Raw genomic sequence first — 20,636 nt, forward strand, 5'->3', positions numbered from 1 at the left:
GCAAAAACGTTCTTTGACTATGTTAAAATAATAGAGAGGTGAGAGTATGGCTGTCATTACAAAAATAGAAGTGCAAAAACGATCGAAAGAACGATTTAATATTTATATTGATAAAGGTCAAGGTGAAGAGTACGGATTTAGTGTGAATGAAGTAATCTTAATAAAACATGGATTACAAAAGGGCTTAGAAATTGATGAAATAGCGTTAGGAAATATTTTGTACAATGAAGAGGTACAAAAAGCATATTTACAAGCGATCTCCTATTTATCCTATCAAATGAGAACGAAACAAGAAATAGAAGATTTTTTACGAAAAAAAGAAGTGGGACAGGCCATCATCTCTGAAGTCGTTTCGAAATTATTACATGACCGGTATATTAATGATAAAGAGTACGCTGTTTTATATACGAGAACGCAAAGTAATGTGAATCGAAAGGGTCCCACTGTTATTAAAAGAGAGTTGTTAAATAAAGGTGTACAGGATCTAATTATTACGCATAGTTTAGAAGAATATCCGAAGGAAAAGCAAATTGAGAATGCTTTACTTCTTATAGAAAAGAAGAAAAGGTCTTATCAAAAGCATTCCTTTTTACAAATGAAGCTAAAGTTAGACGAAATGCTTATTCGTAAAGGATATTCTAGAGATGTGATTCAAATTTGTTTGGAAGAATTGAAAGACGAAAAAGATGACGAAAAGCAACAAGAAGCGTTACACTATCATGGGAATAAATATTATGAGAAATATAAGAAGTATGATGGATGGACATTCGAAAATAAGATGAAACAAGCGTTATATCGCAAAGGGTTCTCTATGGATGAGATAGAGATATTTTTGCAGATGAAACGCGAAGAGGGATGAGGGGAATAAGATGAATATGCCAAAGCGCTACAGTGAAATGACACCATATGAGCTAAGGGAAGAAATTGGGACTTTGAAAGAGCAAGCAATAAAAGCTGAGCAACTTGGAATTGTAAATGAGTTCGATGTATTAATGCGAAAGATGGCAATGGCTCGCGCTTATATGACTGACATAAACAAATTCCATATTGGTGAGACATATGAATTGGTAGAAGAACCTGGTATATTATTTGAAATTACGTATTTCAATGGGGTATTTGCTTGGGGACATAAGCAAAATGATAATGAAGAGATTGGAATACCGATTTCCTTATTGCAAGAAAAATAAAAACCAGAGAGCGAATATCTCTCTGGTTTTCATCTTTGGTAGGCGTTACAGGAGATAGGAGATTCTAAAATTGGCGTTTTTTACATTCATTCGCCAATATAATGAGAGACTGGGTTTGTTGCGTCTGTCCGTTAACTTGCGCTTTTGCATGTTTCGGACGAGTCCACGTATGGTTAAATAATTCAGAACGACTATCTAAGCGATCACGGTAGCTCATCTTTATCACCTCGTGTAGGAAGTTAATTTTTTAGGTTGTACCTGTACTATTCTTCCTGCTGATTTGCAGCACGCATACGTTCTTGTGGGTGCGTGTTAATTGTGCCGTTAGGTCGTTTCGAAGCAAAGCGTGATTTCGCTTTCGGCTGACCATCGATTTTGCTGTTGTTTTTTGACTCAGACCAAAATTCGGCTTGTTTACCCATTGCGAACGCCCTCCTCATCATCAGTTGATACCTCTTTAAGAAGTATCACTTATAGAATGTGCAAAATAGAAGAAACTATCCTTTAGAAATTAAGGGAATAAATAGGTAAAAGGAGAATAGAACATGAATGATATTCACGAAACATTAACAAAAGAATTATTAGACAAAAATGACAAACTTTCTTACGCACAAGCTCGTGCGTGGGTTGAATTATTGTGGGAAGACTTTCAAACAACTTATGCTAAATCAGGTCGTTATCAAGGTGATGAAATGACTGAACAAGTGGTACGAACATGGATTAATAATCATGGAGGTCGCCTTCATGAAATGCGTACAAATAATCCGAAATATAGCCATTTGATCAATCAAGAAGACCATTTGAAACATTAAAAAAAGCGACTTAAGTCGCTTTTTTTAATGTGGAAGTAATTCCAGCTTTTTTCGAAGTTTTTCTTCACTAAAAATCCATCCTGTATAGGAATTAATAATATTTAAATTGTGGTCGAGTTGAACGATTGCAACGAATGGATAATAATCTTTACTGCGATAGCGCAAATCAATGAAGCGAACTTCGTAATAATGATCATAATCGAAAATGTCCCAGCGATATACAGGGGAGAAAGATAGAAATGCTGAGATGTTTTCATCTTGTTTAGCTGCGCGCATAATAGCATTATTTGGGAACGGTATACGGTCGAACTTATCATATATCATGATATTACCACGATGCCATCTAGCGACGTAGTAATAATCAGTTGTAACGATTGCTAAATGATAATGATAAAATCTGTAAGAAGGGGAAATGATTATCTTCTCCACATGATTGAAACGTTTATATACGACACTACGTATGTTTCTATGCATCATAATCCGTCCGATATAGTAAACAATCATCAATATATACGCTGCTAAGGCAGTATACCCTTTATGGGAACCTACGAGCATACAAGCAATCGCGAGTAGGTGGATAAAGAAAATGACGGTATCAAATGTATTAATGATGCCGAGTGCTACCCATTTTTTTGTGAAGGGCCGTAATGCCTGTGTACCGTAGGCATTGAAAATATCTACAAAGACATGAAGAAAGACGGCAATAAATGACCAAAGTAGTAGATGCAAATATGGAGCGTCTGAAAAGAAGGCGAAAGAGATGCCACTTATAAGGAATGACCAAAGAATCACTGCAGGAATGGAATGAGTAATCCCGCGATGATTTCTTATATATTTAGCGTTATTACGCAATTTTAAAACTGTATCGATGTCAGGAATATTGGAACCGGCAATTGTAGCGAGCATAACTGCTTGTGGCCCAATATCACTTTGTGCTATGGCTGGATCTAACGTGGCCAAACTGCCTAGAGTAACGCCCATAACAAGGTGAGTGGCTGTGTCCATAGAAATACACCTCCGTTTTTTATTAATGTAACTCTTTTTATTCGATACCTCAAGTCCTTTGCCTTCTATTTCCTATGTCATCTTACTTAAATTTTTTCCTAAAATCTTTATAATAGTACTTATATGCAAAAAAATGAGGGGGATCAAGTTTGACACTTGAAATATTAAATAATTTTAACATAGAGCAGTTTCAAAATGATTTAATTGGTTGGTTTGAAAAAGAACAACGCGACTTACCGTGGCGTAAAAATAAAGATCCATACCGCGTCTGGGTTTCAGAAATTATGTTGCAGCAAACGAGGGTAGAAGCTGTAAAACCATATTACGCGAATTTTATGGGGAAGTTTCCTACTCTAGAAGCTTTGGCAAATGCTGGTGATGAAGAAGTGTTAAAAGCATGGGAAGGTTTAGGGTATTATTCTAGAGCACGAAATTTACATGCGGCCGTAAAAGAAGTGAAAGAAGTATACGGCGGGATAGTACCGAGTGATGTAAAAAAAATTGAAAAATTAAAAGGAGTCGGACCCTATACAAAAGGTGCTATTTTAAGTATCGCATATGGTATACCAGAGCCAGCAGTTGATGGAAATGTTATGCGTGTATTATCTCGCATTTTATCAGTATGGGATGATATTGCAAAACCGAAAACTAGGAAAGTGTTTGAAGAGATTGTGCGTGAAATTATTTCGGCTGAAAATCCATCTTATTTTAATCAAGGTTTGATGGAATTAGGTGCACTAATTTGTATTCCAAAAAATCCAGCATGCTTACTTTGTCCTGTACGTGAGCATTGCAGGGGATATGCTGAAGGTGTTCAAAAGGAGTTACCAGTAAAAAGTAAAGCGAAGGCTCCTACAATGGTACCAATTGTTGCAGGGGTACTTCAAACAGAGGATGGTCGTTACGTCATTAATAAACGTCCAAGTACCGGATTGTTAGCTAACATGTGGGAGTTTCCAAATACTGAACTTGGGGAAGGGATTCGGAATCAAAAAGAGCAGCTTACAGATTATATGAAAGAAAAATTTGAGCTCTCGATTTCTATTGAAGAATACGCAATGAATGTGCAACATACGTTTACACATCGCACTTGGGATATATTCGTCTTTTACGGAAAAGTAACTGGTGATATTGTTGAAACAGATACATTGAAATTTGTATCGAAAGAAGTATTTGAGCAGTTACCTTTCTCGAAATCGCATCGTACGATTTATGAGAAATGCGTTGAGAAAATTACAATGCAATAAATAAAAAAGTGTTCCCTAGATTGGGAACACTTTTTTAATCGTAAGAAATTTTTGTCCCATGAGTCCAACTAGCCTCACCTTCTTGTAAGCCGCCTCTTGTTTCAATTTCTATTACAATTTCTTTGTAAATACTTTGACCTTCTGCGTTTAAATAAGGCAGAATCTGTTGTAATGAATGATGAAAATAAGCTAATTCATCTTCTTTCCACTCATTTTTTGAAACCATCGTTAGTTCAGTCATGTCGCGTCCTATATACATATTTCCACCTCCATGTTCTATAGTTTTAATGAGTGATGAGAGATATATGCGAAAATTTTTAAAAAGAAAATTACGGATAGTTTCTAAGTGAATTGGTTACATTATTGGTTGTGGAGGTGAGAAAGATGAGTAAAAAACAACAAGGTTATAACAAGGCAACTTCTGGTGCTAGCATTCAAAGTACAAATGCTAGTTATGGTACAGAGTTTGCAACTGAAACAAATGTACAAGCAGTAAAACAAGCGAACGCACAATCAGAAGCAAAGAAAGCGCAAGCTTCTGGTGCACAAAGTGCAAACGCTAGTTATGGTACAGAATTTGCAACTGAAACAGACGTGCATGCTGTGAAAAAACAAAATGCACAATCAGCTGCAAAACAATCACAATCTTCTAGTTCAAACGAGTAATGAAAGAAAAACACTTCTCCAATTCGAGAGAAGTGTTTTCTTTGTGTGCGGGTCATTGTAATGAAAAGAAAGCGAACGACATAACTTCTAATAAGTCAACAAATGTAGTCAAAGGAGAAGGAAGTTAAAGATTAGAAATATGTAATTAGGAATAATAACTGATGAATAAATCTAAAAGGGGGTAAGTAATGAACGATTTTGATAAGTTGGTAGGAGAGCAATTGGAAACGATGGATGAGTTGTTAAAGTTACAAGCTCATCTAGAGAAATATCAGCAAATTGAAATGAGCGAAAAGGATACGTGCGATAAAAAGGAATTACATTTTATCCGCCAGGAAATATATAGAACAGAATTAGCGTTAAAACTGTTGCATGAGAAATTTGAAGAGCAAACAAATAGTGTGATTCAATCTTTTGAAACTGAAAAAATGATTTCGAATTTAGGGTAACGCATATTGTTACCTTCCGGTGAAAGGTCCTTCTTTAGATAGAAATAAGGAAGGGCTTTTTCTATTCCCATTTCCTCGTTTGTAAATCATTCAGCGAAGGCCCCGTCTCCTAAGAAGATTAGGGATATAGTATTCAGTGTGAAAAATAGAGTCTTGTCGCTTTAGTTTTAAAATTTCGACAAAAAAGTTATAATAGAAAAAAAGTGAATGCAGCTCAAAGGGCATTTGCAGTTGAAAGAAGGGAGCATATATGGGATTTCCCAAAGAAGGAGAAAAAGTACAAATACATAGTTATAAACATAATGGCTCCATTCATAGAATGTGGGAAGAGACAACAATTTTAAAAGGGACACAGAGTCTTGTAATCGGAGCAAATGATCGTACAGTAGTGACAGAATCAGATGGCCGAACATGGATTACTCGTGAACCAGCAATTTGTTATTTTCATGCAAACTATTGGTTCAATGTGATTGGGATGCTAAGGGAAGAGGGAGTATATTATTATTGTAATTTAGGCTCACCTTTTGCATATGATTCTGAAGCATTGAAGTACATTGATTATGATTTAGATATTAAAGTATATCCAGATATGACATATACGCTTTTAGATGAAGATGAGTATGAAAAGCATAGTCAAATTATGCAGTATCCACCTGTTATTGATACTATTTTAAAACGAAATGTAGCACAATTAACACAATGGATTCATCAAAGAAAAGGGCCATTCGCGCCAGATTTTGTAGATATGTGGTATGAAAGATATTTAATGTACAGAAATTAAAACAAACCTGCAGGGGATTTCCCGGCAGGTTTGTCCTATTAGAGGGGGGATTATGTGCAAGGTATAAAAAGATATTTGCAATTTGTTAAACCATATCGATGGCTTATTGCTATTACGATTATGATTGGTCTAGTTAAATTCGGCATTCCGCTTATTATGCCGTGGTTATTAAAATATATTATCGATGATGTAATTCAAGGTGGAGGATCACTTCAAGATAAAACATCCCAATTAGTAACAGCCGTTGGAATTGCCTTTTTTATTTTTGCAGTAATAAGACCGCCAATTGAATATTATCGTCAATATTTCGCGCAGCGTATCGCAAATACAATACTATATGATTTGAGAAAACATATTTTTGGTCATTTGCAAAAGTTGAGTTTACGCTATTATTCGAACACAAAAACAGGGGAAATTATTTCACGTGTAATACATGATGTAGAACAAACGAAGGATTTTGTAATTACTGGTTTGATGAATGTTTGGTTAGATACGGCAACAATTGCTATCGCTATTATTGTTATGTTTTCTATGAATGTAAAATTGACATTTGTTGCGCTATTAATTTTACCTATTTATGTAGTGGCAGTGAAATATTTTTTCGGGCGTCTTCGAAAATTGACGAAAGAGCGTTCACAAGCGTTAGCAACGATGCAAGGGTATTTACATGAACGTATTCAAGGGATGCAAGTGACACGTAGCTTTGCATTAGAAGAGTATGAGGGTAAGCAGTTTGAAAAAAGAAATAATGAATTTTTAACGAAAGCGTTAACGCATACGAGTTGGACTGCAAGGACGTTTTCGGCAGTAAATACGTTAACAGATTTAGGCCCGTTACTTGTGATCGGTTTTGCAGCGTACGAAGTAATTCAGGGGCAGTTAACGTTAGGGACTATGGTTGCTTTTGTTGGATATATGGATAGTTTGTATAGTCCGCTTCGCCGTCTTGTTAATTCCTCTACAACATTAACACAGTCTTTCGCATCGATGGATCGAGTGTTTGAATTGTTAGATGAGAAATACGATATTGTGAATGTGCCAAGTGCGGTACAAACGAAAAAATTAAATGGTGAAGTGATATTTGATAATGTATCTTTTCGTTACAATTCAGATGAAAAAGAGATATTACATAACCTTTCGTTAACTATGTTGCCAGGAGAGAAGGTAGCACTTGTAGGAGCGAGTGGGGGAGGGAAGTCATCTCTTGCTAGTTTAATTCCTCGTTTCTATGATGTTTCTTCCGGTGCAGTTTATGTAGATGGGATAGATGTCAGAAAGTATGATATGAGAAATTTACGTAGTCATATTGGAATTGTACTGCAAGATAATTTGTTATTTAGCGATACAATTGGGGCGAATATTTTATACGGAAATCCGAAAGCTACAGAGGAAGAAGTGGTTGCAGCTGCCAAAGCTGCGCAAATTCATGATTTTATTATAGAGTTACCTGATGGTTATGACACTGTCGTTGGGGAACGCGGTGTGAAGTTATCTGGTGGGCAAAGGCAACGTGTAGCGATTGCAAGAGTTTTTCTAAAGAATCCATCGTTACTTATATTAGATGAGGCGACTTCCGCTTTAGATTTAGAAAATGAACGGTATATTCAGCAGGCACTTCAGACGTTAGCTGCTGATCGAACGACGATCATAATTGCGCATCGATTGGCAACAATTACGCATGTGGATACGATTATTTACATTGAAGATGGTGAAATTAAAGAAACAGGTTCTCATGAAGAATTAATGAAAAAAAGAGGATTTTATTACAACTTATATCAACTTCAACATATAACAGAAACAGCTCCTTTAGCGTAAAAGGAGCTGTTTTTTATTCGTCTTCTTTTTTATCTTCGATTTGGAGTTCTGCTTCTGGTTTATGGTATGTGTAGAAGCTATCCACAAGTAAATCTAAATGCTCTACTTCTTCACTATAGTTAATGATGGCAGAAATAAGAGGGAAGAGGTGTAGCCATGTTTTATACGCTTCCTCATCGTCTTTGTTTTGATAATCCATAAAGATATCAATTAATTCTTGTTTACCTGTTTCAACTTCATCAAGCATTTCAACGGATTGTTGTTTTTTTGCTTTACCAATAAATTTTAATAAAACTTGTTCATGATAATGCGTTAATGAATCAAGTTCGTTTTGGATAGATTCTTGAAATTCTTCTGGCATATAGCGCAGTTCATTTTCAGTACGATGCAATGATTTTAACGTACTTAAAGCACGGCTTGTCGTCGCTAACATTTGTCTGAATAAAACGAGCTTACGAATTTTTGCGAACTTTACTTTTTTCGTGTAGCTTCTTTCTTCTTTATACAGCAAATAGTAATGGTTTAATTTGATCATTTTTTCTTTCATACGATCAATATCAGTTTTTAGCGTTGTAAAATCAGAAGCTTGCCTACTATTCATTCGAATCCATTTTACAATTTCTTCTGTGTTATCAACGATACGATGATATAGTTTTGTTTCGTATTTAGGCGGCATAAACACTAAATTTACAAGTGAAGCCGCAATAATTCCAATCATAATCGTCGCAAAGCGAAGTAAGGCAAAACTAAAGAAATCTTCGCCCTGATACTCCATAATGGCGATAACTGTTACTAAAGCAATTGATATTGTGTTTTCTAATCGTAATTGCAGTGTAAGTGCGATTACTAATATACATGTTAATCCAATAATAAAAGGATTATGTCCAAAAGCAGTAGCAAATACGATAGCGAATACCGCGCCAATGACGTTTGCTTGAATTTGTTCAAGTGCAGTTAAATAAGAGCGGTATACAGACGGTTGAACAGCGAAGATAGCTGAGATTCCCGCAAATACCGGACTCGGTAATTGAAGTAAAATACAAGCAAATAAAGCTAATGTGATGGCAATACCCGTTTTTAAAATGCGAGCACCAAGTTTCATACCCTTAATAAGATCCTTTCTCTTGTCATAGTGAATGTACAACATGATACTATACATTCATTACAATATGTTAGCAAGTGATATTTTAGTGACGTTAATAAGAAATTAAGATACATTTATACTTTTTCCTAATTCTTTTTAAACATCAATTTTTAGTAAAAAAACCTGCTGAATTTCAGCAGGTTTCAAATTGTTACTATAGATTACTATGAGAAGTGTACTTCGTCAATTTATTCTTGAAAATGAAAGTTAGCTATATCACTCTGTTGAGATAGATGGGTCAGCTTGCTCTTTTTTCGGGATAATTTCAAAAAACTGGTGCTGCATATCATCGAGTAACGGTGTTAATAAAGCAACTTCCTCGTATTGCTCATGCTCATTTAATACACGAATATAATCTAGCAATAACTCAGTCACATCTTGCACGCCGTTTTTACTAATTGGTTGTAATGTAACATTTGCCCCTTTTGCGATTCTTCTTTTTAAGGCCTGTTCTGTTAAACCCGAGTTTGCATCATGACGTAAATAAACAACACCGCCAGTCATACCAGCACAAATCCATGGACCAGGATCCCCTAAAACAAGCGCTCGCCCATTTGTCATATATTCAAAAGCGAAACCTTTAATATTAGAGTATGCACCTATATTTCCTTGTTCTTTTTCACGGAGTGGCTTTGTCATGCGCCCTCCAATTATCATGTCTGCTCCAGAGAGGCGAATGCCAGCGCGAGCATCGGCGTTACCTTGAACGTATAGCGCTCCTTTTTGTGCACCATATCCAAAACCTTTTCCGACAGAACCGTTATAATATATGCCGTCTTTTCCTTTTGCTTTCGTTATATAAATACCACCACCAAAGGAGGTTTTACCAATACCATCTTGTGCGCCGCCATTTACGTGTATAAATAAGTTCTCACTATTGTAAGCGCCTAATCCATTTCCAGGAATAGAGCCATTCGTATACTTTAATGTAAGTGGTTCAAGCTTCGTGTCTTCATATAATTTACTACGAACGCGATAGCAAGATTCTAGCCCGCCCATAACGCGTTGCTCTACGCCAACGCCTACTAATTCTTTTGAATGAGGGGAATGAACTGTTTCAAATTGTTTCTCAGGCATTTGTTCCGTGTTTGTAACAGATGGATGTTCTATCGTTTGTAGTAAATTACATAAGTCTAATAAATTTTCACCTCGAACTTGTTCTAATAAATCGGACCGCCCGACAATTTCTTGTAAATTTGTATAACCAAGATTTCCTGTTAATCGCTTTAGTTCTACGCCAAAAGTGGTGAATAAATGTAATAATCCAGCAACGGCGCTTTCTAATTCACGCGGGACGAAGCGGCGTAATCCGTGTTCTTTCGCCTGAGCTTCAGATTCAATTTGTGTTGCAATTCCAACGTGACAAGTATCTAGATGACACCCGCGGCAAGTTGTACAGCCAATTGCAATCATGGATAATGTACCAAATCCAATACGATTTGCCCCAAGGAGCATGATTTTCAAGGCATCATTAACACTTCGAATACCACCGTCAGCCCAAATTTCTACCTTATGTCTCATATTTGCTTCTAATAAAGCATTGTGAGCGGCTTTCACACCAATTTCTACAGGAAGGCCTACATGTTGCAAGGCGTGAATACGTGCGGCACCTGTACCACCATCAAATCCGCTAATGTTAATAAAGTCAGCACCAGCTTTTGCGATACCGACAGCAATTGTTCCAATGTTAGGGACGACAGGGACTTTTACAGCTACTTTCGCAAGTTGATTAGCCGTTTTAATTTCTGTAATCATTTGAGCCAAATCTTCAATGGAATAAATATCATGGTTGTTAGAAGGTGAAATTAGATCTGAGCCAATTGTAGCATTACGTGCTTCAGCTATTTTTGCTGTTACTTTTGAGCCTGGCAAATGTCCGCCTTCACCAGGCTTTGCTCCTTGCCCGATTTTTATTTCAATTAAGTTTGATGAATTTAATAGTTCGGCGTTTACGCCAAATCGCCCAGATGCAACTTGTTGTCCACGTGTATGTGGATATTTTCCGATCATATCTTTAATTTCGCCGCCTTCACCGTTCAAGCTAATCATATTTAGCTGATCGGCCGCTTCTGCATATGAACGAAAGGCAACTTCATTTTGAGAACCGAATGACATGGAACTAATAATAAATGGTAAATCATGATTTTGAATGCTGATAGACACTTCCTCAGCCGGAACGATATGTTTTGTTTCTTTCATTTGAACAAGGTGTCTAATTGCGATTGGGTTATTTTCTTCTAATTCACTTAACTTGTCACGGTAATCATCATAAGAGTTTCCTTTTGCGACATCACCGATTGCTTTCCAAATTCGCGGGAATATATGAAAAGATTTTCGCATTCTAACTTTAGGGTTGTTATAATCATCTGCTCGTATTTTTGCGTCTTCAGCAAGTGACTCGAGAGAGAAAGCTAAATTATTTGAACCGAAGAAATTCGTAATTTGTAATATGTTTGCGATTTCCTCATGTAATCCGATAGAAGAATAGAGGCGACCGTAACCGCGTAATTCATGAATTCCAATTGTTGAAATGACTTTCTCTAGTCCTTTATTAAGTGCATGATATAAATTCGTAATGGGTGTTTTTGTCCCATCATTTACGGTTGCAAATAATAAATATGGATTCATACTATCTGCTCCTAATCCATACAGTGTGACGATATCATGTAAGGAGCGAAGGGCACCGGAACGTATAACGAGAGAGCAGTTTCGGCGTAATTTATTTTCACTTAATACTTGATGTACTTTAGCGGTAACTAAATGCGGATCAATCCATAACTGTCCATTTAGATGAGCGTTGGCATCGTCTATTAATAATAGGGAAGCTCCATCGTTCACGGCGGTTATCGCTTCAGAACTAATTCGATTTAAGGCGTGTTGTAGAGTTTCAGCCGGACTGAATGTAGCAGAGATTGTAGCGATAGAGCTATGAGTATTGAATAGCTCTATAAGTTGTTCGTACGTAATTGTGTGTAATTCCTCTACAATAGATTGTGCTACACTTCCTTCTAAAATAATTGGGGAAAGCATCTCAACTACAAATGGTTGTTTAGCACCACTTAATAAACTTGGGCGTTCTCCAAGTATCGTTCGTGTGGAGAAGTGTTCGACCTCTCGATCGCGATCGATTGCTGGATTTGTAACAACAGCTACACTTTCCTTAATGAAGTCAGCGATATTTCGTCTATCGGCATCGAGTGCGGCAAGTGGTGAGTCATGCCCAAGTGAGCGAATGGGCTCAACGCCTTTTGTTGCCATCTGTTCAAGAAGCTGAATATGTTCTCGGTCCCATCCAAAAGCAACGTATTGCTTCGTTTCAACTTGCATAGAATCACATAATCCTGGGACTTCTTTCGTTTCAGGGATAGATAAGTTTAAATGATAATCTTTAGTATCAACTCGCTTTTTAAAACGTTCGTATACTTGGGTTTGGTATTTGTCATATTCATAAAGAACAAGTTCATCTTGTTCATTCCATTTTAATCCGACCTTTTCTCCAGGAGCAAGTGGTTTCGGTTCTGCTACATATTCAGTTGGTGATACAACTCCAGGTTCAGAAGAGAAAACATAAGAACTCGCTGTCTCTACTTTCCATACTGGTCGTAGTCCAAGGGAATCAACGCTGAAAACAGCTTCATCTTTATAACGTGAAATAATGCCAGCTGGACCTTGCGCAAAATGGCCCCATGCCTCACGTATATACGTATATAAATCTTGTAAATGCGGTTCATAAAGTTTAATTTCATTAATAATTGGTGGGAATAGTATATCCATTGCTTCAAATAAACTGTAGTCGTATTGAACAAGTAGAGTTTCTAAGGTGCGGTTTAAATCTTGGGAGTCACTGCCCCCAGCAGTAAGTGGAACATGAATCATGTTAGCTTGATCGCGTAATTTTGCAATTGTGTTAATTTCACCATTATGTCCGAGAACGCTAAATGGTTGTACACGAAAAAAATTAGATAATGTATTAGTAGAATAGCGGTTATGTCCTAGTGTCATAGTTGAAGCGATAAGTGGGTGTTGTAAATCATTGTAATAGGCAACAAGTGTATCCCCAGCACCTAGAACTTTATATACAACATGATCACGACTTAAGGAAGCAACATGAATCGCTTCGTTTTCCTCTATTCTTATCGTTACTGAAAATAATGTTTGCTCGATATTTTTAACTGCATTTTCAGCGATAAGGGCAACTTGCCAAAATAAAGGTTCTTCTTGTTTACCAAGTGGACCGAGTGCATCGGAGTTTATTACATTGTCACTTTCGAAAAGAATTGCAAAGTTTTCGTTGTTTAGTTGTGTACGAATATGATTTTTTAAATTAACTACATTTGCGTTTTTGTTTAGAAAAAAATGTCCAACGATAAAGTGGGGATGATCCACGATCGTTGGATTATATCCGCTACTTTTTAGTTTTTCACTCCAAAGTGCTTTTGGGATATCAATGTGAATGCCGATACCATCTCCTTCACCATTAATGAAGCCAGCCCGATGATTCATTTTGACGAGTGATTGTATACAAAGGTCAATGTTTTCTTTTGTAGGAATTTTTCGTTTCTCCATAACGGAAACGATTCCACACGCATCGTGTTCTGCATTTTTATAACCTCGAAATAAAGACGGTGTCCATGTATTTGTTTTATTGAGCATCCGTCAATCCCCCCTCTTATTGAAGTTTGAATAATCTTACTATTTAAGGCGTGAGCAGCCTTGTATACAAAGATAGTAAGGATATAAAAGAAAATTAAACAGATAATTATGAATAATTATACTATTAATAAGGGATTTATGAAATAGAAAAAAGGAAAAAAGAAAGATGTGCTTTCTTTTTTCCTTTTAATGACGGGATTATTTATTGTCTGCTAAAGCAGCAAATGCTCTGCCTACAGCTTCGATTGTATATTCAATATCTTCTTTTGTATGTTCTGTCGTTAAGAACCATGCTTCGTATTTAGAAGGTGCTAAGTTAACTCCTTCTTGAAGCATAAGCTTGAAGAATTTACCGAACATTTCACCATCTGTATCTTGTGCTGCATCGTAATCTTCAATTGTATTTGTTGTGAAGTATACAGTTAAAGCACCTTTTAGACGGTTTAATGTAATATCGATATTATGTTTTGCTGCTTGCTCTAAAATTCCTTTTTCAAGCATTGCACCAAGGTCATCTAATTTCTCATAAAGCCCTTCTTGTTGAAGAACTTCTAGACAAGCAATACCAGATGCCATAGAAGCGGGATTTCCTGCCATTGTACCAGCTTGATATGCAGGTCCGAGTGGGGCAACTTGTTCCATAATTTCTTTTTTACCACCATAAGCACCGATCGGAAGTCCGCCGCCAATAACTTTACCAAGCGCTGTTAAGTCTGGTGTTACGCCAAGTAAGTCTTGAGCACCGCCGTACATGAAGCGGAAAGCAGTAATAACTTCATCATAAATTACTAGTGCGCCAGCTTCATGAACAAGTTCATTTACTTTCTCAAGGAAGCCAGGTTTTGGCTCTACAATACCGAAGTTTCCAACAATCGGTTCTACAAGGATAGCTGCTACTTCATGTCCCCATTTATCTAATGCTTCTTTTAAAGTTTCTACATTATTAAATGGAACGGTAATAACTTCTTGTGCGATACTTTGTGGTACACCAGCGGAGTCAGGAATTCCTAGAGTAGAAGGACCAGATCCAGCAGCTACAAGTACTAAATCAGAATGACCGTGGTAACAACCAGCAAATTTCATAATTTTTGTGCGGCCTGTGTAAGCGCGAGCGACACGAATTGTTGTCATTACTGCTTCAGTACCAGAGTTTACGAAACGGACTTTATCTAATGCAGGCATTGCTTCTTTTAACATTTTTGCAAACTTTACTTCTAGTGCTGTTGGTGTTCCGTAAAGTACACCATTTTCAGCAGCTGTTGTAATTGCTTTTGTAATGTGCGGGTGAGCATGTCCAGTAATAATAGGACCGTATGCTGCTAAATAATCGATATATTTATTTCCATCTACATCCCAGAAATAAGCACCTTTTCCACGTTCCATAGCAACAGGAGCGCCGCCGCCAACTGCTTTGAAAGAACGAGAAGGACTATTAACGCCGCCAACGATATGTTCTAAAGCTTCTTTATGTAATGCTTCTGACTTTGTGAATTTCACTACCATTCATCTCCTTACAAAAATCTATGTATTATTCTAACATGTTTTTCGAAAAGACGTATTGTTTGTGATAGAGAAGGCAGTTGGGTAAACTATTCGTTGTGACATTTAGGAAGGGGGTCCGGTTATGAAATCGGTAATTGAGGTACAAGGGTTACGTAAAGAATTTACAGCCTATTCAAGTCGTCCGGGTTTAAAGGGTGCATTTCGCGATTTATTAAATCGTAATTATAAAATAGTACCAGCAGTAAATGACGTATCTTTTACTGTGAAACAAGGTGAAATGGTTGGGTATATTGGTGAGAATGGTGCCGGTAAATCAACAACAATTAAAATGCTTACGGGGATTTTGACTCCGACATCAGGAGACATTTTAGTAAATGGGATGAACCCACATAAGCAGAGAGAAGAATTTGTAAGAACAATTGGTGTTGTTTTCGGTCAACGCTCACAGCTTTGGTGGGACATTGCTGTACAAGAATCGTTTCGTTTATTAAAAAAAGTGTACGGTGTATCAGACGCTCAGTATAAAGAACATATGGAGCACGTGATTGAAACGTTAGACATTGGGCCTTTATTAGATAAGCCAGTGCGAAAGTTATCTCTAGGTCAAAGAATGCGTTGTGAATTAGCGGCTGCATTAATTCATAATCCGCCGTTATTATTTTTAGATGAACCAACAATTGGTTTAGATGTACTTGTGAAATTGAAAATACGTGAATTTTTAAAAGAAATGAATGAACGTTATAAAACAACAATTTTATTAACAACTCATGATATTACGGATATTGAAGCTTTATGTGAGCGCGTTATCATGCTGGATGAAGGAAATATTATGTATGACGGTTCTTTAAATAATCTTCGTACGCAGTGGGGAGCAGAGAAGGAAATACATTTTCAATTTATTGCACCAGTTTCCTATCAGGATTTATCAATGGTTATGCCAGATAGTCATGTCGTTTGGTCGAAAGCGAAAGAGGAAAACGCGTGGATTGCAAAAATACCGAATGAAGAAGTTATCATTTCAATGCTTATTTCTAAAGTAGTACAAGCCTTTCAAATTAAAGATTTAAAAATTAACGAAGTGTCTACAGAGGAAATTATTCGTAACATTTATGAAGAAGGTATTAAACATGGGTAAGTACATTGAAATGATTCGGATTCGCTTTTTAATGATGCTTGCGTATCGTACAAACTATTATAGCGGGATTTTAATTTATACAATTAATATCGGTGCGTATTATTTTTTATGGCAAGCAATTTATAGTGGAAAAGAGAATATTGAAAGTTTATCTATTTCACAAATGACTACGTATATCGCAATTGCGTGGATGGCACGTGCGTTTTATTTTAATAATATAGACAGGGAAATTGCGATGGAGATTCAAGAAGGACGTGTAGCGGTAGAACTGATTCGTCCATATAACTATTTAGGAATGAAAGTGATGCAAGGTCTTGGTGAAGGGATATTTCGCTTTGCCTTCTTTTCAATCCCGGGTATGGTTATTGTCACCCTATTATTTTCATTGCAAATTACAACGAATTTTCAAACGTGGTTATATTTCTTCTTATCTTTAATATTTAGTTTTATTATTAATACACAAATTAATTTAATGACGGGGATGCTCACGTTCTTCCTATTTAATAATAGTGGAATTATGTATGCAAAACGTGTTGTTATTGATTTATTTTCAGGTCTATTATTACCAATTAGTTTTTATCCGTTGTGGGCTCAGAAGGCAATGGTATTTTTACCGTTTCAGGCCATTAGTTATATTCCGAGTATGATTTTTTCAGAAGGTATACAAGGAAGTAAATTGTATGAGGCATTATTATTCCAAGTAATTTGGGCAATTGTACTTATTATTCCAATTGTACTCATGTGGAGAACCGCGAGAAAACGTCTAATTGTACAAGGGGGATGATGAGATGATGTATATAAACTTATTTTTGCAATATGCAAGCCAATATATAAAAACAAAATTGGAGTATCGGGGCGATTTTATCGTTGGATTACTTTCTGATTTATCACTACAGGCTGTTAATTTAATCTTTATTCTCGTTGTGTTTGGGCATACACAAGCATTAAAAGGCTGGAGTCGAGAAGAAGTAATCTTTATTTATGGTTTCTTTTTAGTACCGTTTGCCATTTTCTCAGCTTTCTTTAACATATGGGATTTTAATGATCGTTACATTATTAAAGGAGAGATGGATCGTATATTAACGAGACCGATTCATAGTTTATTTCAAATTATATTAGAAAGAATGGAACTTGAATCTTTAATTGGAGCGATTACAGGAATAATTGTAATGGGATATGCAGCAGTGGAGCTGCAATTATCTTTTTACTGGTACGATTTCTTCTTATTCTTACTAATGGTAGGAGGGGGCGCACTTGTATATGGAGGGATATTTGTTACGCTTGCGAGCCTTGGTTTTTGGTCGGATGCGAAAAGTTCAATTATGCCGCTAATGTATAACATAGGTAACTATGGTCGCTATCCTGTTAATATTTATAACCGTGTGATTCGCTTCATTTTAACGTTTGTTTTACCATTTGCGTTTGTCGGAGTGTATCCGGCAGCATACTTTTTAAGGAAAACAGAGTGGAATAGCTATGCGTTTGCAACACCATTCGTTGGTGTTATCTGTTTTACGATTGCAATCACTCTTTGGAATCAAGGGGTAAAAAGGTACCGTGGTGCTGGGAATTAATTATAGAAGCTTGTTTGTTTCTAAGGGATAAATCCAATGGCCATCTCATACATATAGAATGAGGTGGAGGACATGTTATGGGGATTTATTCTATTAATTGCAGCAATTGCTATTTTGAGAAGTGTCCAATTGTTATGGAGTTCATATTCAGATTCTAGGCGTTTCTTTTCGTTATATAATTTAGCCTCCTTATTTTTAATTTATACAACGGTACTGATTGCGTTTGGGTTAAGTTATGTTGTATTAGAAGAAATGGGCTTTGCAGTTTTGAAAGAAGATGGAGAAAGCTTGCATGCTCAATCTTTTCAACTTGTTGAAATTTGCTTATATTTTAGCGCAGTTACTTTATTGTCCGTTGGGTACGGTGATATAGCTCCGATTGGAATAGGGAGATGGATTGCGATTGCAGAAGCGTTAATTGGATATACATTGCCGTTTGCTTTTGTAATGAGGTCTGTAATAGACAATGAAAAATAAGATAGCATTTGATATAGTTAAAAGAAAAGAGTAGGAGTGATAACAATGATCACAGTAGGAGAAATGGCTCCAGAATTTACATTAGAGGGAAGTAGCGGGGAACAAATTCGCTTAGCTGATTTTCGTGGTAAAAATGTAGTTCTATATTTTTATCCGAAAGATATGACTCCAGGGTGTACAACTGAAGCGTGTGATTTTCGAGATGCATATGGATTATTTCAAGAGAAAGATACAGTTATTCTTGGTGTAAGCCCTGATTCAGCGAACAGACATCTGAAATTTATTGAGAAGCATGAGCTTCCATTTGTACTTTTAGTAGATGAAGATCATAAGGTGGCAGAATTGTACGATGTTTGGAAATTGAAAAAGAACTTTGGGAAAGAGTATATGGGAATCGAACGTTCTACATTCCTTATTAATAAAGACGGTGAGCTTGTAAAAGAATGGCGTAAAGTGAAAGTGAAGGGACATATTGAAGATGTTCTTTCTTATATAAAGTAAATCCATTGTGGAGATAAATATATATAAGTAAGGCGAGTGTCTATACATATTTTATCGTCTTACATAAAGTGAAGTGTAGGGCATACCTCCTCAGATGATAGTATTCCAAGTGCGATTATGTCGCACTTTTTTCTATGTAAATGTATAGAAAATGGGGAAGGATATATAAGAATAAGGCTATATACAAAAATAAACCACATACTTATAGTAGAAATATTGACGATTTATAAGAAAAGGAGTACACTCTTTATAAGAATTATAAAATAATAATCCGTATAGAATCGGGGTGCATGACGGTGGTCAAAGAAGAATTAAAAGAAGCGCTAGAAATGCTGAAAAATACGGGTGTACGCATTACTCCACAGCGTCATGCTATTTTAGAGTACCTTGTGGAATCAATGACGCACCCAACAGCGGATGACATTTATAAAGCATTAGAAGGTAAGTTTCCAAATATGAGTGTTGCAACTGTCTATAATAACTTACGTGTATTTAAAGAGGTTGGACTTGTAAAGGAATTAACTTATGGAGACGCTTCAAGTAGATTTGATTACGTTACAAGTCAACATTATCATGTGATTTGCGAAAAATGTGGTAAGATTGTTGATTTTCCTTATGGGGGTTTGGAACAACTTGAAGAAGAAGCTGCGAAAACGACAGGCTTCGTTATTAATAGTCATCGCTTAGAAATTTATGGCGTTTGTCCAGAGTGTCATAAGGCGTAATATATAATAAAGAAAGAGGCTGACGGCTTTACGTCAACCTCTTTCTTTATTATATATGGGAATTACGTTAGGTTCAGGGGGATTTAAAATGTTCAGTGAAGAACCTAATTTAATTAAGGGTAAATACAAAAGGTGATTTCTTGGTTAAGAAATCACCTTTTAATGTTTAGTTTTGTAAGGCTACATTATCCTTACTGTACTCATATATGCCTATGATTTATAGCTCTTCTTATTATATTTCTCATCAAATTCTTTTCCTTCTAGATTTCGATCCATTGTTAAAGGTTGGTTGCAATGCATACATGCGTCGACACGGCCGAGCATTTTGGTTGGCTTATCGCAGCTTGGACAAATAATTTGTACAGTTTTAGTGGATAACATGCCAATCCAAAAGTAAACTACAGTACTAGCGATAACAGCTAAAAAGCCAACCATCATAAATGTTGTCATAATAATAATGTTTTCACGGAAAAAGACACCTAAGTATGCAATGAAGAGGCCGATAAATACTAAACTTAATGCAAAGGTCCGGATTTTATTGATTTTGTTTGAATACTTAATGCTCATTCTCACCACGCTCCTATAACAATAATATAACATAAAATTTAGAATTTTCACTCGTTCAGAAACGTGCTAAAGTGATAAAATAGGAAATACGGAATGTGATGAAGAATGAAGTGGGACTTTAATAATTTTTGGAACATGTTTTTAAAGTTTGAACGGGATGTGAAATTTTTTTATAAAAAGTATTGACCCTTTATGTGCTGCATGATATATTAATAACCGTCGCTGATGCGGAAACGCAGAAAACGGCAAAAAGAAAATGAAAAACTTAGTTGACATTGAAAAATGAAGATGTTAACATAAGGAAGTCGCAAATGAGCGACCAAGTAGTTCTTTGAAAACTGAACGAAACAAACAACGTGAAACGTCAATTTTTATTTTTAGATGCTAGACAAACT

General features: G+C 36.2%; 22 protein-coding genes. 14 read left to right on the forward strand and 8 right to left on the reverse strand.

Features of this window, described 5'->3' with window-relative positions; translation table 11 throughout:
* Nucleotides 1-46: 46 nt before the first annotated feature.
* A complete protein-coding gene (gene recX, locus ACTFOB_RS18980; RefSeq protein ID WP_151631840.1) occupies nucleotides 47-859 on the forward strand; it encodes a recombination regulator RecX in 813 nt (270 codons plus the stop codon).
* Between the two features lie 10 nt (nucleotides 860-869).
* Nucleotides 870-1,187, forward strand: a complete 318-nt coding sequence (locus ACTFOB_RS18985; RefSeq protein WP_120341220.1) for a YfhH family protein — start codon at nucleotides 870-872, stop codon at nucleotides 1,185-1,187.
* Nucleotides 1,188-1,251: 64 nt separating this feature from the next.
* Here the strand turns inward: ACTFOB_RS18985 and ACTFOB_RS18990 are convergent, their stop codons facing one another.
* Together ACTFOB_RS18990 and ACTFOB_RS18995 are read right to left on the reverse strand one after the other, a co-directional pair.
* Complete coding sequence (locus ACTFOB_RS18990; RefSeq protein WP_000122093.1) at nucleotides 1,252-1,404, reverse strand: YpzG family protein; 153 nt, start codon at nucleotides 1,402-1,404, stop codon at nucleotides 1,252-1,254.
* A 46-nt stretch (nucleotides 1,405-1,450) separates the two neighbouring features.
* Nucleotides 1,451-1,609, reverse strand: a complete 159-nt coding sequence (locus tag ACTFOB_RS18995; protein ID WP_000517891.1) for a small, acid-soluble spore protein K — start codon at nucleotides 1,607-1,609, stop codon at nucleotides 1,451-1,453.
* Nucleotides 1,610-1,732: 123 nt separating this feature from the next.
* Between ACTFOB_RS18995 and ACTFOB_RS19000 the strand changes: the two genes are divergently transcribed.
* Nucleotides 1,733-1,999 (forward strand): YfhJ family protein, encoded by a 267-nt coding sequence (locus tag ACTFOB_RS19000; protein ID WP_000997857.1) that lies wholly within the window; start codon nucleotides 1,733-1,735, stop codon nucleotides 1,997-1,999.
* A 24-nt stretch (nucleotides 2,000-2,023) separates the two neighbouring features.
* Here the strand turns inward: ACTFOB_RS19000 and ACTFOB_RS19005 are convergent, their stop codons facing one another.
* Nucleotides 2,024-3,004, reverse strand: a complete 981-nt coding sequence (locus tag ACTFOB_RS19005) for a metal-dependent hydrolase (RefSeq protein WP_151631836.1) — start codon at nucleotides 3,002-3,004, stop codon at nucleotides 2,024-2,026.
* Between the two features lie 149 nt (nucleotides 3,005-3,153).
* Here ACTFOB_RS19005 and mutY point away from each other — a divergent pair, with 149 nt between their 5' ends.
* The gene (gene mutY, locus ACTFOB_RS19010; protein WP_440029435.1) at nucleotides 3,154-4,251 is read left to right on the forward strand and encodes an A/G-specific adenine glycosylase; all 1,098 of its coding nucleotides are present in this window, start codon (nucleotides 3,154-3,156) and stop codon (nucleotides 4,249-4,251) included.
* Nucleotides 4,252-4,285: 34 nt separating this feature from the next.
* Here mutY and ACTFOB_RS19015 read toward each other — a convergent pair whose 3' ends face one another.
* Nucleotides 4,286-4,510 (reverse strand): hypothetical protein, encoded by a 225-nt coding sequence (locus ACTFOB_RS19015; protein ID WP_151631832.1) that lies wholly within the window; start codon nucleotides 4,508-4,510, stop codon nucleotides 4,286-4,288.
* 125 nt (nucleotides 4,511-4,635) lie between these two features.
* On the opposite strand from ACTFOB_RS19015, the gene ACTFOB_RS19020 reads away from it, so the two are divergent.
* The 4 genes from ACTFOB_RS19020 (at nucleotide 4,636) to ACTFOB_RS19035 (ending at nucleotide 7,962) form a co-directional block, all read left to right on the forward strand.
* Entirely contained in the window at nucleotides 4,636-4,917 is a 282-nt protein-coding gene (locus ACTFOB_RS19020) for a gamma-type small acid-soluble spore protein (protein ID WP_000039038.1), read from the forward strand.
* A 188-nt stretch (nucleotides 4,918-5,105) separates the two neighbouring features.
* Nucleotides 5,106-5,366: a YgaB family protein gene (locus ACTFOB_RS19025; protein WP_000997582.1), complete on the forward strand. Its 261-nt coding sequence runs from the start codon at nucleotides 5,106-5,108 to the stop codon at nucleotides 5,364-5,366.
* Between the two features lie 250 nt (nucleotides 5,367-5,616).
* On the forward strand, nucleotides 5,617-6,147 hold the full coding sequence (gene ntdP / locus ACTFOB_RS19030; protein ID WP_000506626.1) for a nucleoside tri-diphosphate phosphatase: 531 nt from the start codon (nucleotides 5,617-5,619) through the stop codon (nucleotides 6,145-6,147).
* 54 nt (nucleotides 6,148-6,201) lie between these two features.
* The gene (locus ACTFOB_RS19035; protein WP_440029432.1) at nucleotides 6,202-7,962 is read left to right on the forward strand and encodes an ABC transporter ATP-binding protein; all 1,761 of its coding nucleotides are present in this window, start codon (nucleotides 6,202-6,204) and stop codon (nucleotides 7,960-7,962) included.
* A 13-nt stretch (nucleotides 7,963-7,975) separates the two neighbouring features.
* Here the strand turns inward: ACTFOB_RS19035 and ACTFOB_RS19040 are convergent, their stop codons facing one another.
* The 3 genes from ACTFOB_RS19040 to hemL all read right to left on the reverse strand — a co-directional run bounded on the left by ACTFOB_RS19040 (nucleotide 7,976) and on the right by hemL (nucleotide 15,262).
* Nucleotides 7,976-9,064 (reverse strand): aromatic acid exporter family protein, encoded by a 1,089-nt coding sequence (locus ACTFOB_RS19040; RefSeq protein ID WP_151631828.1) that lies wholly within the window; start codon nucleotides 9,062-9,064, stop codon nucleotides 7,976-7,978.
* A gap of 258 nt (nucleotides 9,065-9,322) precedes the next feature.
* Entirely contained in the window at nucleotides 9,323-13,759 is a 4,437-nt protein-coding gene (locus ACTFOB_RS19045; RefSeq protein WP_440029430.1) for a glutamate synthase-related protein, read from the reverse strand.
* Between the two features lie 198 nt (nucleotides 13,760-13,957).
* Nucleotides 13,958-15,262: a glutamate-1-semialdehyde-2,1-aminomutase gene (gene hemL / locus ACTFOB_RS19050; protein ID WP_151631824.1), complete on the reverse strand. Its 1,305-nt coding sequence runs from the start codon at nucleotides 15,260-15,262 to the stop codon at nucleotides 13,958-13,960.
* Between the two features lie 121 nt (nucleotides 15,263-15,383).
* On the opposite strand from hemL, the gene ACTFOB_RS19055 reads away from it, so the two are divergent.
* The 6 genes from ACTFOB_RS19055 (at nucleotide 15,384) to perR (ending at nucleotide 19,674) form a co-directional block, all read left to right on the forward strand.
* Nucleotides 15,384-16,397, forward strand: a complete 1,014-nt coding sequence (locus tag ACTFOB_RS19055; RefSeq protein ID WP_440029427.1) for an ABC transporter ATP-binding protein — start codon at nucleotides 15,384-15,386, stop codon at nucleotides 16,395-16,397.
* Entirely contained in the window at nucleotides 16,390-17,181 is a 792-nt protein-coding gene (locus ACTFOB_RS19060) for an ABC transporter permease (protein ID WP_000521523.1), read from the forward strand. The genes ACTFOB_RS19055 and ACTFOB_RS19060 overlap by 8 nt, the downstream gene beginning before the upstream one ends.
* A 4-nt stretch (nucleotides 17,182-17,185) precedes the next feature.
* Nucleotides 17,186-17,971, forward strand: a complete 786-nt coding sequence (locus ACTFOB_RS19065) for an ABC transporter permease (RefSeq protein ID WP_071724344.1) — start codon at nucleotides 17,186-17,188, stop codon at nucleotides 17,969-17,971.
* A gap of 72 nt (nucleotides 17,972-18,043) precedes the next feature.
* The gene (locus ACTFOB_RS19070; protein ID WP_000964347.1) at nucleotides 18,044-18,448 is read left to right on the forward strand and encodes a potassium channel family protein; all 405 of its coding nucleotides are present in this window, start codon (nucleotides 18,044-18,046) and stop codon (nucleotides 18,446-18,448) included.
* A 45-nt stretch (nucleotides 18,449-18,493) separates the two neighbouring features.
* The gene (bcp, locus tag ACTFOB_RS19075; protein WP_151631818.1) at nucleotides 18,494-18,949 is read left to right on the forward strand and encodes a thioredoxin-dependent thiol peroxidase; all 456 of its coding nucleotides are present in this window, start codon (nucleotides 18,494-18,496) and stop codon (nucleotides 18,947-18,949) included.
* Between the two features lie 296 nt (nucleotides 18,950-19,245).
* On the forward strand, nucleotides 19,246-19,674 hold the full coding sequence (gene perR, locus ACTFOB_RS19080) for a peroxide-responsive transcriptional repressor PerR (RefSeq protein WP_000237831.1): 429 nt from the start codon (nucleotides 19,246-19,248) through the stop codon (nucleotides 19,672-19,674).
* 210 nt (nucleotides 19,675-19,884) lie between these two features.
* Here perR and ACTFOB_RS19085 read toward each other — a convergent pair whose 3' ends face one another.
* The gene (locus ACTFOB_RS19085) at nucleotides 19,885-20,241 is read right to left on the reverse strand and encodes a YgzB family protein (protein WP_000025063.1); all 357 of its coding nucleotides are present in this window, start codon (nucleotides 20,239-20,241) and stop codon (nucleotides 19,885-19,887) included.
* Between the last annotated feature and the right edge of the window lie 395 nt (nucleotides 20,242-20,636).

Source organism: Bacillus cereus group sp. MYBK79-1, from assembly GCF_051915365.1.
Taxonomy (GTDB): Bacteria; Bacillota; Bacilli; order Bacillales; family Bacillaceae_G; genus Bacillus_A.